Annotated in this window: 14 protein-coding genes; 10 read left to right on the forward strand and 4 right to left on the reverse strand. The window is 42.8% G+C overall.

The features are described from left to right. Window positions 1–101: 101 nt before the first annotated feature. From KR50_RS03690 to KR50_RS03705, 5 genes are all read left to right on the forward strand, one after another. Window positions 102–314: a helix-turn-helix transcriptional regulator gene (locus KR50_RS03690; protein WP_232304244.1), complete on the forward strand. Its 213-nt coding sequence runs from the start codon at window positions 102–104 to the stop codon at window positions 312–314. Next, window positions 314–694 (forward strand): hypothetical protein, encoded by a 381-nt coding sequence (locus KR50_RS03695; RefSeq protein ID WP_041055073.1) that lies wholly within the window; start codon window positions 314–316, stop codon window positions 692–694. The genes KR50_RS03690 and KR50_RS03695 overlap by 1 nt, the downstream gene beginning before the upstream one ends. Before the next feature lie 14 nt (window positions 695–708). Then, window positions 709–879 carry a hypothetical protein gene (locus KR50_RS18395; RefSeq protein ID WP_156969452.1) on the forward strand — a complete coding sequence of 57 codons (171 nt, stop codon included), beginning with the start codon at window positions 709–711 and terminating at the stop codon, window positions 877–879. A 36-nt stretch (window positions 880–915) separates the two neighbouring features. Continuing rightward, window positions 916–1320 carry a VOC family protein gene (locus KR50_RS18685; RefSeq protein WP_232304235.1) on the forward strand — a complete coding sequence of 135 codons (405 nt, stop codon included), beginning with the start codon at window positions 916–918 and terminating at the stop codon, window positions 1318–1320. A 260-nt stretch (window positions 1321–1580) separates the two neighbouring features. Then, the gene (locus KR50_RS03705; protein ID WP_041055075.1) at window positions 1581–4790 is read left to right on the forward strand and encodes a DEAD/DEAH box helicase; all 3210 of its coding nucleotides are present in this window, start codon (window positions 1581–1583) and stop codon (window positions 4788–4790) included. A gap of 121 nt (window positions 4791–4911) precedes the next feature. Here KR50_RS03705 and KR50_RS03710 read toward each other — a convergent pair whose 3' ends face one another. Continuing rightward, window positions 4912–6645, reverse strand: coding sequence for an ABC transporter ATP-binding protein (locus KR50_RS03710; protein WP_041055078.1), 1734 nt, complete (start codon window positions 6643–6645; stop codon window positions 4912–4914). A 36-nt stretch (window positions 6646–6681) separates the two neighbouring features. Beyond that, window positions 6682–6978 (reverse strand): hypothetical protein, encoded by a 297-nt coding sequence (locus KR50_RS03715; protein WP_041055081.1) that lies wholly within the window; start codon window positions 6976–6978, stop codon window positions 6682–6684. A 300-nt stretch (window positions 6979–7278) separates the two neighbouring features. Between KR50_RS03715 and KR50_RS03720 the strand changes: the two genes are divergently transcribed. Continuing rightward, window positions 7279–7983 (forward strand): hypothetical protein, encoded by a 705-nt coding sequence (locus tag KR50_RS03720; RefSeq protein ID WP_041055084.1) that lies wholly within the window; start codon window positions 7279–7281, stop codon window positions 7981–7983. Beyond that, window positions 7983–8744, forward strand: coding sequence for a hypothetical protein (locus KR50_RS03725; protein ID WP_041055087.1), 762 nt, complete (start codon window positions 7983–7985; stop codon window positions 8742–8744). Before KR50_RS03720 ends, KR50_RS03725 begins: the two co-directional genes overlap by 1 nt. Window positions 8745–8755: 11 nt before the next feature. Here KR50_RS03725 and KR50_RS03730 read toward each other — a convergent pair whose 3' ends face one another. Then, window positions 8756–9565, reverse strand: coding sequence for a cytochrome c oxidase assembly protein (locus tag KR50_RS03730; protein WP_041055090.1), 810 nt, complete (start codon window positions 9563–9565; stop codon window positions 8756–8758). 14 nt (window positions 9566–9579) lie between these two features. After that, complete coding sequence (locus tag KR50_RS03735; protein ID WP_041055092.1) at window positions 9580–10056, reverse strand: DUF2243 domain-containing protein; 477 nt, start codon at window positions 10054–10056, stop codon at window positions 9580–9582. 108 nt (window positions 10057–10164) lie between these two features. Between KR50_RS03735 and KR50_RS03740 the strand changes: the two genes are divergently transcribed. From KR50_RS03740 to KR50_RS03750, 3 genes are all read left to right on the forward strand, one after another. Next, window positions 10165–10878, forward strand: a complete 714-nt coding sequence (locus tag KR50_RS03740) for a nucleotidyltransferase domain-containing protein (protein ID WP_041055095.1) — start codon at window positions 10165–10167, stop codon at window positions 10876–10878. Between the two features lie 172 nt (window positions 10879–11050). After that, window positions 11051–12844: a methyl-accepting chemotaxis protein gene (locus tag KR50_RS03745; protein WP_052476742.1), complete on the forward strand. Its 1794-nt coding sequence runs from the start codon at window positions 11051–11053 to the stop codon at window positions 12842–12844. A 211-nt stretch (window positions 12845–13055) separates the two neighbouring features. Further along, window positions 13056–13364, forward strand: coding sequence for a hypothetical protein (locus tag KR50_RS03750; protein WP_041055098.1), 309 nt, complete (start codon window positions 13056–13058; stop codon window positions 13362–13364). The last annotated feature ends 68 nt before the right edge of the window (window positions 13365–13432 follow it).

Raw genomic sequence — 13432 nt, forward strand, 5'->3', positions numbered from 1 at the left:
CTGCTGCAGGGGCTTTTTTTCAGTCAGATACTAAGTGAAAAAGTAAAGCTTCCTTGACGTAAAGGAAGCTTTACTTTATGATCAGTTTACAAGGAGGTGGGATGCAGTTGAAAAATAGATTGGCGGAGTATCGAAAAGGCAAATCATTATCACAGGATAAGTTGGCTGAGCTTTTGAAGGTGTCTCGGCAAACCATCATTTCGATTGAAAAAAACCGTTATTCTCCGTCACTTCCCCTTGCGTTACAAATTGCAAGAATCTTTCAAACCACCATCGAAGATATATTTATATATGAAGAGGAGGACCTTGACTGATGACTGATTATTATCCCCGTACGTTTTTTATTTGTGGAATTTTACTGGCATTACTGGGAGGATTATTGATTTTTGCTGGAGTCATGGCAGAATCTCCTCCTATACCCGCAGCTTATATGCAGCTCTCGCTTTCAGTCGTTTCTTTTTGCATGAGCTACTTGTATCCTCAATTCAAACAAAAAGATGAAAGGATGAAGGAAATCCGCAAACAGGGCGTGTATTATTCCTATTTTGCCATTCTCGGCTACCTCTTTCTTTTTCTCCTTCTTCTTCAATTGAATCTGATTTCCTGGGATGCACTTCTCATCTTAAATGTGCTGTCTGCACTTGCCATCTCAACGGTTTTCGTGTCATGGGTGATTCTTTCAAAACGCTATTAACAGGAGGTGAGAAGATGGAGTGGGTGTTTCCTGTGCTGGCTCTTATAGGCTTTCTATTGCTTTATGCGGTAACTAAACGAAATACAAACAATGGGTCACTTTCGAGAAAAGGGTTCATTCAATTTATTGCTGTTTTTGCAGGAACTTTTGCAGCAGTCATTGGTATTGTCTATTACCTTGCTTAAAAAAGTTATTGCATAAAAAAAGATAGTTTTTAATGGGTGCTTAAAGGATTCAAGAAGAGGCTGAGACAGCTGTGTTTCAGCCTGTTTATTTACAAAAAAAAGCAGAAATTTGTCAGCTTTATCGATTTAGACCCTCACCACTCTGTTTCCGCTCATCCGCTTTGTCCGGTGCCCCACTCATGCATCGCTTCAAGTACAGTCTTTAACGTAAAACCTTTGTCAGAAATGGAATACATCTTTCATTTCTGTGTCCAGGATCCCGATATTGAAGGATTGGTGGAAAAAATTCTTGCCCACGGAGGAAAGAAGCGTATGCCAATCCGTGAATACTATCCAAATGATAAGCCTTATAAGATGGTGTATGTAGAAGATCCATTTGGAAATATTTTCGAGATTTATACATATAGTTATGAGATGACTTATTCTCAAAGGGCTTACTAAGATTACGGCAGGCCCAGTTTGATAGGAAACTTGGCAGACTTTCTTAGATAGATCCGATATGTTCCTGTAAATGAAAAAGTAAACTACAGTTTTGTCTTATTTCAACTACCACCAGTCTCCCTTTTTACGGGATGACGGTGGTTTTTTAAGGTTTAAGACATCCTTCGCTTTAATCGACTAAAATAGAATCATCTCTGCTCGAGGCAACCATGTTATGATAAAGCATACAATCACGTCCCTTTAGAAAGGAGTGCGGCCTTTTGAATATACGGCTGAGTAAGAAAATCATCAAGGAAAATTGCGGGACCGTTTCCTTCAGTCGGGGGGAGGCTTTTTACCGCTCAAATAAAGTACATATAAAGGGATACAGTGACACAACATGCGAGGCTATCGTCACAGCGAAAGAGAAGTTTTACGTAACCATTAATCAAAATGGAAATGGCTACGAGGCATCTTGCAGCTGTCCAACGCTTGCTTCCTATGATAAAGACTGTCAGCACATTGCAGCTGTTTTAATTTGGATGCTTGAAGAGCAGCAAAAGCAAGTCCAGGCGCACTCCGCTACGCACTCAGGTGAATCATTTGAACCAAATGAACTGACAGAAGGATTTATGACACTTTTTAACGGGGAAGTTCAACGAGGAAGCGGACATCAGCGCCATTTTGAAACACGCAAGGAAATTGACTCTCACTTTATCCTGTCTCCGGTGGCAGTGAAAAAAGGGGAGAATTTGATTGCCATTGAAATGAAAATCGAAGGAACTGCCGTAAAAGACATCCGGTTGTTTCTTCATCATGTAAAAGAAGGAATGAAATTACAGATTTCCAAAACAACAGTATATGATCCAGCTGAGCACTGCTTTGATCTGGTCACAGACGGAGTTATTTTACAACTCATCGAGGCATTTAAGAATGATGCGATGTATAAGGATTCCTTTCAGGAGGGCGGAGCAAACGAACCTCATTTACTGCTAATTCCGCCATCTGTGTGGGACCCCCTCAAATCCTGCTTGAACAAATCTCCCAATGTAAGCCTGAACTATCGCCAAAAGACCTTCAACGGCCTGCACCTCTCAGATGAAAAACTTCCTTTGCAATTTGTCTTAACAAAATCAGAGGAGGAAGTTTATCAGCTTACGATTAATGGGATGCACGACATTGTCCTCATGCCCGCCTATTTTGCTGTAATAGCGGATGGGAAATGGATTGAGCTGAAAGAAGAAGACAGCAAACGACTGAACGATTTAAAAGCTATGCTCGACGCTTCAAAAACCAGCAGGATTCCTGTGCCGCCGGAACAAGTCGACCTATTTCTTGAAAAGGTAGTCCCGGGCTTAAAAAAGCTGGGTGACGTTGTGCTGCACGGGTTGCCGTCAGGGGCTTTTGAGAAAAAGCCGTTGGCCGCAAAGCTTTATTTGGACCGTGTGAAAGACCGGCTGCTGGCAGGGATTGAATTTTGCTATGGTGAAGTGACGATTAACCCGCTCGAAGATCAGAAGCGCTGGACTGGCTCACTTCTTGCCAGGGATAAAGAAAAAGAAGAAGAAATTCTGCAGCTGATGAAAGAAAGTGAAATGACGGAAACAGACAGCGGGTATTATCTTCACAATGAAGCGCTTGAATATCATTTTTTACACCATGTAGTCCCGAAAATGCAGGGTCTTGTTCAGCTGTACGCGACGACAGCGATCAGAAACCGGATTTTCAGAGAACATGCACCGCCAAAAATCAGCGTAAGAATTAAAAAAGAGCGGACAAATTGGCTTGAGTTTAAATTTGAAATGGAAGGTTTTCCGGAAAGAGAAATCCGCGCCCTTCTTTCTGCTCTTGAAGAAAAAAGAAAATACTACCGCTTGCGCAATGGATCTCTTTTTTCATTGGAAACAAAGGAGATAGACGAGATCAGACGCTTTTTAAACGCGGCACCTATACAAGCGCAAGAACTTGAACAGGAATTTGAAATGCCCCTCATAAAGGGATTGCGTCTGCTCGACAGTGTGCAGGCTGACGATTTTGTAAAGCTTGAGGAGTCATTCAAGCAGTTTCTTACTCAAATGGAGCATCCGGAGCAATTAACCTTTGAGCTTCCGGATTCTTTGAAGCACGTGCTGAGAGAGTATCAGAAGCATGGCTACAACTGGTTGAAACTGCTTGCAGGTTATGGATTCGGCGGAATTTTGGCAGATGATATGGGTCTTGGCAAAACGCTTCAAAGTATTGCTTTTATAGTATCTGAGCTGCCCGTAATGCGTAAAAATAATCAGCAGGCGCTCATTGTATGTCCATCGTCTGTTACCTACAACTGGCTGAAAGAATGTATGCAGTTTGCACCGGAGCTTGAGGCGGTTGTGCTTGATGGAAGTGCTGCTGAGCGAAAAGAAATACAACGGGAATCCGACCGTGTCGATGTGCTAATCACCTCATATCCATTGCTGCGGAAAGACGTAAAATGGTTTGAAGAAAAAAGGTTTCATACCGTTTTCTTTGATGAAGCACAGGCCTTTAAAAATCCTGTTACCCAAACGGCGCGTGCGGTTAAAAAAGTGGAAGCAGATCACCGTTTCGCCCTTACTGGAACCCCTGTTGAGAATTCAATTGAAGAACTATGGTCTATTTTTCATGTCGTTTTTCCGGAGTTATTTCAAGGATTAAAAGAATACAGCCATCTTTCCCGTAAAACGATTGCCAGGAGAGTCCGGCCTTTCCTCTTGCGACGTATGAAAGAGGATGTGCTAGAGGAGCTGCCGGAAAAATTAGAGCTGCTTGAATCGATGGAGCTGCTGCCGGAACAGAAAAAACTGTACGCCGCTTATCTTGCAAAGCTGCGTCACGATACTTTAAAGCATTTGGATAAGGATACATTAAGGAAAAACCGCATCAAAATTCTTGCAGGTCTAACAAGACTGCGTCAGATTTGCTGCCATCCAACGCTTTTTGTTGATGGATATACAGGAAAGTCTGCGAAGTTCGAACAGCTTCTGCAGATTTTAGAGGAATCGAGAATAGCCGGCAGAAGGGTGCTGGTGTTTTCACAATTTACGAAAATGCTCGGCTTGATTGGCAAGGAATTAACCATTCAGGGCCGTTCTTTTTATTACTTGGATGGCAAAACGCCTTCGGAGGAAAGGGTGGATATTTGCCAGCAATTTAATCAGGGAGAGCGGGATCTGATTTTGGTTTCACTAAAAGCAGGGGGGACAGGGCTGAATTTAACAGGCGCTGATACCGTCATTTTGTACGATACATGGTGGAACCCGGCAGTCGAAGAACAGGCCGCTGACCGGGCTCACCGGATGGGACAGAAAAAGGCCGTCCAAGTCATCAAGCTGATTGCGCGGGGGACCATTGAGGAAAAAATGAATGAACTACAGGAAAAAAAGCGGCACTTAATTGAAGAGCTGATTGATCAAAATAAAAATGAGCCCGTGTCGTTAACAGAGGAAGATATTCGAGATCTGCTTCGCGTATAGTGGGCATAAACCTATCAAGTTTCTTTACGGCAACAACAGAAAAAGAAAAAACTATGCACAAAAAAGGATGTCCGCACGATACGCTTTCGTGGGGACATCCTTTTTACTTATTTAGCATTATTTAGGTAAGCTGCTGTTCAGCAAACTCACGATATAAGTCATGATTCGCTACTAACTCCGCATGCGTACCGATTCCAGTGATTTCACCTTTTTCGATGAAAATAATTTTGTCCGAGTCTACGATGGTGGAAAGTCGATGAGCAATGACAAACGTGGTTCTGCCTTCCATAAGACGTGCGAGAGCCTGCTGAACAATACCTTCTGACTGGCTGTCAAGACTTGCAGTTGCTTCGTCCATCATAAGAATTTTAGGATCCCGTAAAAATGCACGGGCAATGGCAATCCGCTGTCTCTGGCCTCCGGAAAGCTTCACGCCGCGTTCTCCCACCTCAGTATCTAGTCCCTTTGGAAATTCTCTTATAAAAGGAGCGGCATACGCCATTTCAGCTACTTCCCATAAACGGTCATCGGAAATTTCCCCGTTTTCCTCAAGCCCGTAGGAAAGGTTTTCGCGGAGCGTTCCGGCCATCATTGGACTGTCTTGCGAAACATAGCCGATCTGGCTTCTCCAGGAATCCATCGAAAGATCTTCAATGGGAGTCTCCCCAATCAAAATCCTGCCGCTTGTCGGCTCATAAAACCGTTCGATTAAGCCAAACATCGTCGTTTTCCCGCCGCCGCTTGGTCCGGCGAAGGCAACCATTTCTCCAGGCTGCGCTTCAAAGGAAACATCTCTTAAAATCGGTTCATTCTCTTCATAAGCAAATGAGATATGCTCGACACGAACCGGCTGATTGGTAATATCAATATCCAACCCTGTACGTCCCTTTTCTAAAGGAAGTTCAATAATCTCGATAATTCGTTCAGTTGCGCCTTTAGCCTTTTGAAGCTGTGTGAAAAACATGGCAAAGGACGTGATAGGGAAAACAATTTGGAATAAATAAAGTAAAAAGGCCACGAGTGAACCGGTTGTCATAGAGCCTTCTGCCACGCGGACTCCGCCATAGCCTATAATCAGCACGATGACGACCATGACGACAAGGTAAATTAACGGGCCAATCATAGCAAAAATCCGCATTTCTTTTAGTCCATAGGAAAATAGGGTGTGAATCCCCGCTGCTCCTTTTGAACTTTCTGCCACTTCTGCATTAGATGCTTTCATTAAACGGATTTCACTTAATGTTTGTTGAATACTTCCGGTAAAGACGGCTGTTTCATCCTGAAGTCCCTTTGAAATTTTATTCATTTTCTTTCCAAGCGGCAGCATGATGCCAACTGTGACAGGCACAGAAATTAACATTAACAGTGTCATTCTCCAATCCATTACCAATAAAATAATGACTGCGCCGATGATCGTGATAATCCCTGTAATAAATTGAGGGAAGTGCTGTGAAATCAAATCCTTTACGATACCGGTATCATTTACAACCCGGCTGACAGATTCCCCGCTCGCTTTTTTATCAAAATAACTGACAGGCAGTCGAATGAGCTTCGTCCACATCATTTCACGCATGCCCGCTACAACTTTCTGGCCGACGTATCCAAGTAAATACGTTGATACCCCGTCGGTTAACGCCTGAATGATAAAAACGGCCCCTATTAACACAATCAGCCAGACGCTGAGGGATTCTACAGAAAATCCATCCACCAGTTCACGCGTCAGCAAAGGAATCGTCAAGCCGACAAGTGTGGTGATAATACTCCCGACAAGCCCGATGGTCAGGGCCACCTTTGGTATTTTTGTCGATAAAATAAGGGAAATAAATGGCTTCAAGCTATTTTGTTTTTGTTCCATACGTATCTCCTGACTATAAGGTTTTCAAGAAGAGTGTTAACGTTCTTCCCACATGTATTCTTGATAATTGTCTTTTGCCACCTTAACCCACTCGGTTCTCTCCTCATCCCATTCGAGGACTAAGATTTCCCCGTAATACCCCGATAATTCTGTCGTTTGAACGATCGCAATCCGCCCATCCCCTAACGAGACTACTTCTTCTTTCGCTGATTCTTGAGTGTATGGCTCCTGGTACACACTCTCATCAGCTCCCACAGGTTTTAAGGCAATAATAAGTAAACAAATAAAAATCCCTACTAATGACCGGCTGGACTTTGGTCTTTCCTTTTCCATTCTTTATCGCCCCCTTACCATTATCTGCCTTTTAATATTCCGTTTTTTCTATCTTCAATAAATAAAAACAAGTTTTGATCGCTCGCTTTCATCATACCTTTTTTTATCTTCTTATTCCTCTGGTTTGTTTTATTTCTATTGAGCAATGTCTTTTACACGCATCGTCACCGATCACATGAACAAGAACCTAGTTGCCTCTTGCATCATTCTTCTTCCTTCTTTACCATAGTAGTTAAGGGATTTAATGGTAAATATAAGATCATTTTCTAATCGTCTTCTTATGAAAAACGGGGGTATTCAATGTTCAGTTTAGTTGAGAGTTTAGAATTAATTTTAGGCTGGAGCATTATTCTGTTTATTGCTCTTCACTTGTATAGAAAAGCGGAGAACCTCCCGTCTATTTGGAAGGTCGCTATCGCTATAGCCGTTGGACTTTTTTCGTTTTCTATTAATATACCGGTTGCCGGTGAGTTAATTAGTCTGCCTATTTTACCCCTTGGTGTATGGGCTTTAAATTTCTTTTTAAGAAAAAGAGAAAGATCATGGGAACGCTACCGTCCATTTGCCTGGCTTGGATTTGGAGCAAATTTTGTATTTCTTATACTGGCTCTTCTAGCTATTCCTCTACAGAACCTGATCTATCCAGAAGATCGTCTAACTACCTACGTCAGCGATACGGAGAACGCGTCTCTTATTGTTCTTCATCCCTCCGCAGACGACAGCGCAGCACTTGATAAAAAAATACTTCTTGAGCAGTTGGAGATATCAAATCAGCAGGCTGTTCAAAGTGAAGAATGGTATTACGATACGGTGATGGATCATGAAATGGAAGATCGCAACGAACGATTTCCGTATCAGCTGGCTGAGGTTTCAGCAAAATGGGGAAGCGGGTTTTCTCCTCTAGTGTTTATAGAAGAAGATGGCCAAGGGATCGTAGTGATGAAAGAGGCAGAGCAAAAATATTTCCGGTTGGAACATTCTATTTTACAGAGAGGGGAAAGCTGATGCATAAAAAGTGGAAGTGGCTTTGGATCGTAGTTCCCTTAATACTGGTAACGGCTGGAGGCTTGTATTATTCAGCTGTGGTGAAAAACCCGGGCTCTTTTCTTTCGCAGGACCGCATCATAAATGAAATCAATAAGCAGTTTCGCAATGGGGAGACGGAAGAGATTTTAGATATTGAGTATTTAGACGACCGGAATGTGTTCGTTCCTTTTCGCTCCAATAAAGATCAGTACGGGATGGCTTATTGGGAATGGAGGATGAATGAGTGGGAGCTTATGATGGTCAGCTCTTCTGGAAATCCCGTTATGATTTCTAGTAATGAAGGTGATCCCGAGAATCAGTTCATCGTTTGGAATTTGCATCCTGATGACGAAGTTGAAAAAGCAGTCTTTTACTTAACGATGGAACGGAACTTTCAGGTTTCACAAGGAGAACAGCTGTATACTCCACGCGTTCAAATGAAGGAGGAAATTGGGTTTGAGAAGTCCTATGGATCTATGAAAATGCCTGCAGATTGGAGCACCTACATGAAAAGCTATCAACAAGCTTTAGCTCCTGAAGATGGAATCCCTTTTGATGTATTTAATGATGCCTTTTTCCCACAGCCGCATTTCGCCTACGGGTGGATTCCTTATACAAATCAAAATGAGGTGGCAGAACTTCAACATACGAGGGGGCAAAGCGGATTTTCAAGCGGATATACAGAAACCATCCTGCAATTGAATCCTTCGGAATTAGAGAGCAGCAGCGAAGAATCATAAAGGCGGAGGCGCTAGTGAAGGGCGTCTCCGCTTTTGTTCATGGTCATTGACGGACGTGGTCTCGCGGCTTTATACCATTGATAGCATAATATAATAATAATGATCACATCAATGGCATCCCCGCCGTAATACATCAGCATGCCCCCAGATTCTGCCTGCTGAGGATCAACGCCTGCAGGGGGATTAGCATAAATGAATTTCGATAAAATCCCGTGTCCGGCAAGTGCCGCCGTTAAGACCACAGCCCGATAAATAAATGGAGTGCGGTGACCAACAGGATCAATATAGATCATGGAAATGGTAAATAAATAACCTGCTGCAAAAACATGAAAATGAATGACGATATGTAACAGCAGTGAGTCGTGCATGGCAGAATAAAGATTCGTTGTATAAAGCAGCCACAGCCCTCCAATGTTTAGGACGGAAGCTGTCAGCGGGTCACTTATAAAGCGTATGGGCCGGCTTTTTAAAAGTCTGGATGTTTTTCTCCCCAGGGAAACAGGCACCGACCGCAAAAATAAAGTCATCGGTGCCGAAAGAACAAGCAAAAGCGGAGCGAGCATCCCAAGCAGCAAATGGCCAAGCATATGGGCAGTAAAGTCTGTATGCGCGCGCTCTGCAAGGGGACCAGTAACGGCTGCGGCTGCAAAGCTTATCCCGAGCACCCACAGTCCTGTCCGGTAAAGCGGCCAATTTTTAAGCTTCCGGCTCGAGAGGATAGAGGCTGCTATGTACAATGCGATTGCCGCTGCAAAAGGCAGCAGCAGTAATAAGTCAGTCCAGACCCACCCTGCTGCTTCATGTGTGTGGTGGTCATGCAAGACATTCCCTCCTCCTACTTTTTCGGACGTGTTTTCGCTGTGAGATAGGCACCTATGATAATCATAATAACCGCTGTTACGTTCCAGATAACATCATAGATCCATATATTCTCCACATACCGGATTTGATGGATGCCCATGACTTTGTGCTGGATAATGCCGTCATAAAGCTGGAAAATACCAGCACCTAAAAAGATGCCTCCAATCCACCTTTTCCTCCAAAAGGCTTTTCTCCTTCTAAGGTCGGCAACTAAAAACAGTCCTCCGACTGTAGCAAACCAGCTGAATGCGTGAAAAAAACCGTCTGATACTAAACCGGCATCAGTTGTGGACAGATCATAAAAATGGTGCCAGTGAAGCAGCTGATGAAAAACCGTTTCATCAAAAAATGCCACAAAGCCAAGTCCCACTAAAAAGCCTGACCAAAAATTCCGGGCAGAGTGAAAAGAGCGGTCCTCATGCGCATATCTTCTGTCCTTTAAGGTCGTCATAGAATATCCCTCCCCAGTTCCTCTTTTTCTTCCACTTTACCCCAACAGGAAAATGTATAATCAATTTAATAGAAGAATCATTAACAAGAAGGAGCGAGGGGAATTATGATGGAACGAATCGATCCACTAAAAGCAGCTGAACAATTTATCCAAAAGCATCATCCGCACTGCCAGGCAGCCCTATTAGCGGGAAGTGTAGTCAGAAAAGAAGCAACACCGACTTCTGATCTTGATATTGTTGTGTTTAATCAGTCGATCGAATCATCTTATCGATCCTCTTACCGGGAAGCAGGTTGGCCGATCGAAGTATTTGTTCACAGCCTGGAATCTTACAAGATATTTTTTAAAAGTGACTGTGAGCGTGCAAGACCATCTATGCCTAATATGGTGGCAGAGGGTCTCGTAATTAAAGATGATGGACAAATCGCTGCAATAAAAGAAGAGGCTCAGGCACTGCTTGATAAAGGACCTGCTCCATGGGATGCACAAACCGTCTTGTTGAAACGATATTTTTTAACTGACGCGCTGGATGATCTGTCAGGAAGCTCACTAAGGGAAGAAGAACTATTTATTGCCAACACACTGGCTGTTTTGCTCAGTGAATTTATTTTACGTATTAATAATCAATGGATCGGTGATTCAAAATGGATGATCCGTGCCTTAAAGCAATTCGATCCTATTATGGCGGTTGAATTTACTGAAAGCTTTGATGTTTTTTATCGCATGGGAGAGAAAGGGAAGATTATTAAAATGACTGAAAAAGTGCTGAGGCCTTACGGTGGATTGTTATTTGAAGGATTTTCATTAGGAAAGACTAATTAAAGAAAGATTTACCTGCTGTAGGGGAGCCCGCAAAGTTCAATGTAAGAAGTCCGGATAGACCTACAAAGTAAAGTAACAGAAATTTCAAACTTTCCATTGACTAGGCTATCTAGTTCGAATAACATAGTCTATATTAGAACTATTGACCTATCTATTGGGGAGAGATGTAAGAATGACAAGTACAGTTGGAAAAAAATTAATTACTGCCTTTATTATTGTTTCTATTATTTCTGCTGCATCTGGTGCTTATTCATATACCGTCCTCAGACAAATGGATCAGACCTTCAGTCAGGTTGCCGATACATTTTTTGAGGCAAAGTCGTATGCATTAAAGCTTGAAGGGGTTGTGCATGAACAGAACGACTCATTTCGCGGGTATCTGTTAACCGGTTCACAGGAGGATCTGGAAACATTTAACCAATTGAATGAAGAAACGAACAACATTGCCAATGATTTAAACCTTCTATTGGAAAATGAAGAGTCCAAGGCATTTTTAGATTCCATCATCCAAAAAAACTCTTCCATGCTTGATGTCAGCAAAAATGTTACGGCAATTTTTGATGCGACGCCACAGGTGGGGATTTCTCTGGCTAACAGTGATATGTCACCTCTGGCAGAAAGAATGGCAGAGGAATCAGCTGTATTTGTCTCAAATTTGGACGAACAAATTAACAGTGATCTGTCAGGGGCTTCTCAATCAATGGAGCAGGCGCGTGTCTGGTCTGTTGCGATAACCGTTCTGGCGCTTGTCATTGCGATTGGACTTGGTGTCGTTCTAACCTCACGGATTACCAAACCATTAAAATCCATGAAAACTCTTGCCGAGCAGATGGCTCGAGGAGATTTAACCGACGATTCTGCACCGATGAAAGGCAAGGATGAGATCGCAGCTCTGCATCATTCCTTTTTACAAATGAGAGATCATTTTAGGGGGCTCATTCATCAAATTTCCTTTAGTGCCACACAAGTAGCTGCCTCCTCAGAAGAATTGCTGGCAAATGCAGAGCAAACCTCACAGGCAACAGTGCAGACGGCCGCATCGATAGAAGATATTTCTAAGGGTTCGCATGATCAGATGAATGCATCCAATAAGAGCGTACAAAGACTGGGTCATATGACAACGAATGTAAGAGATTTATCCGAGAGCGCTGAAAGGATTGAAAAGTATTCAGTGCAATCTCTTACGCACGCAGAAGATGGAGGTCTTTTAGTAGAGGAAACACTGAGCAATATGAACGCGATTGATCATTCCGTTCAAGCATCTGATCACGCCATCCACGCATTAACGTCAAGAGCAGATGAAATTGGTACGATATTAGATGTTATTCGCAGCATTGCTGACCAGACAAATTTGCTGGCTCTAAATGCAGCCATTGAAGCTGCGCGTGCAGGTGAGCACGGAAGAGGCTTCGCTGTGGTGGCAGACGAGGTGCGAAAACTGGCTGAACAATCAGCCGGCTCAACGCATCAAATTAACGACCTGATAGAAGAAATGCAAAAAGAAACGAATCAATCCGTTCAAAAGATGAGTGATGTGAAAGAAGAAGTGACAAGGGGACTCGCAACCGCTGCGACTACGAAAGAAAAATTTCAATCGATCATTGAATCGGTTCAATCAATGTCAACTCAGATTGAACAGATGAATCAAACCGCTCGATCACTTTCAACCAATTCTGAAGAAGTATCACAATCCGTTACAACGATGGCTGCTGTTGCAGATGAAACAAACAGCCACTCCGACACAGTAAGTGCTGCCGCTCAACAAACACTCGCATCGATGGAAGAAGTCACACAATCTGCTTCTTCACTTACTGGAATGGCTGAAGAATTGCAATCTTATGTAGGCCGTTTCATTCTGCCGCAAGAGTCAGCAGGAAAAACGGTACCCGAAGAAGAGGAATGGACAGAAGAAATGCGAGAACAAGAGACTAGAGAAGAGATGGAGGATCATAATAAAATTGCTTAAACGGCATAGGTCATAAAAAAATCTCTTAAAGAAAATCCGGACCAACTCGAATTGTGAAAGTGTGAATATCGATTTACGGTCTGGATTTTTTTGCTGAAGCGGCTATTTTTCAGTCAGGACTTTTGGTTCATTTTTGGTAATTATTCTTAAGTATTTGAAAAGCGGGTAATACATAAGGGTACAATCTTTTCAGCGAAAAGGAGGAAATACCATGAACAAAACAACGAAAAATATCGTAGCAGGATCACTTTTAACAGCAGGTGCCGCTGCAGCAGCAGTGGGGTACCAAAAAATAAAGAAAACTGATCAAAAAGATTTTTTAGAAGATACAGATATGCGAAACAGCAAGAAAATTGATCGTCAGGAAAGCGTTTTTGCTGAAGACACTGATAAAGAAGAAGGTTTGACTAAGCTGGATTCTGCTTATCGTGGAGAATGGCAGGCAAATGGTTTTCCTCAGACACATGCTGAACAGCAGGAGCTCGAAAAAGAACAAGCAGAAATCGATAAAAATAAATAAAGCTAATTATATAGGGTAATAGGAAGTCGTCGTTCTTTCCATTGATAGGAAGGAACGGCGGCTTTTTT

The organism is Jeotgalibacillus campisalis (assembly GCF_000829515.1).
In the GTDB taxonomy this organism is placed as follows: domain Bacteria; phylum Bacillota; class Bacilli; order Bacillales; family Jeotgalibacillaceae; genus Jeotgalibacillus; species Jeotgalibacillus campisalis.

What these genes read in the sequence shown, in the direction of transcription:
- KR50_RS03750 (WP_041055098.1), top strand. Translation starts at nt 13,056, where the DNA reads ATGAACAAAACAACGAAAAATATCGTAGCAGGATCACTTTTAACAGCA.
- KR50_RS03690 (WP_232304244.1), top strand. Translation starts at nt 102, where the DNA reads ATGCAGTTGAAAAATAGATTGGCGGAGTATCGAAAAGGCAAATCATTA.
- KR50_RS18395 (WP_156969452.1), top strand. Translation starts at nt 709, where the DNA reads ATGGAGTGGGTGTTTCCTGTGCTGGCTCTTATAGGCTTTCTATTGCTT.
- KR50_RS03735 (WP_041055092.1), bottom strand. Translation starts at nt 10,056, where the DNA reads ATGACGACCTTAAAGGACAGAAGATATGCGCATGAGGACCGCTCTTTT.
- KR50_RS03720 (WP_041055084.1), top strand. Translation starts at nt 7,279, where the DNA reads ATGTTCAGTTTAGTTGAGAGTTTAGAATTAATTTTAGGCTGGAGCATT.
- KR50_RS03695 (WP_041055073.1), top strand. Translation starts at nt 314, where the DNA reads ATGACTGATTATTATCCCCGTACGTTTTTTATTTGTGGAATTTTACTG.
- KR50_RS03710 (WP_041055078.1), bottom strand. Translation starts at nt 6,645, where the DNA reads ATGGAACAAAAACAAAATAGCTTGAAGCCATTTATTTCCCTTATTTTA.
- KR50_RS03740 (WP_041055095.1), top strand. Translation starts at nt 10,165, where the DNA reads ATGGAACGAATCGATCCACTAAAAGCAGCTGAACAATTTATCCAAAAG.
- KR50_RS03715 (WP_041055081.1), bottom strand. Translation starts at nt 6,978, where the DNA reads ATGGAAAAGGAAAGACCAAAGTCCAGCCGGTCATTAGTAGGGATTTTT.
- KR50_RS03745 (WP_052476742.1), top strand. Translation starts at nt 11,051, where the DNA reads ATGACAAGTACAGTTGGAAAAAAATTAATTACTGCCTTTATTATTGTT.
- KR50_RS03725 (WP_041055087.1), top strand. Translation starts at nt 7,983, where the DNA reads ATGCATAAAAAGTGGAAGTGGCTTTGGATCGTAGTTCCCTTAATACTG.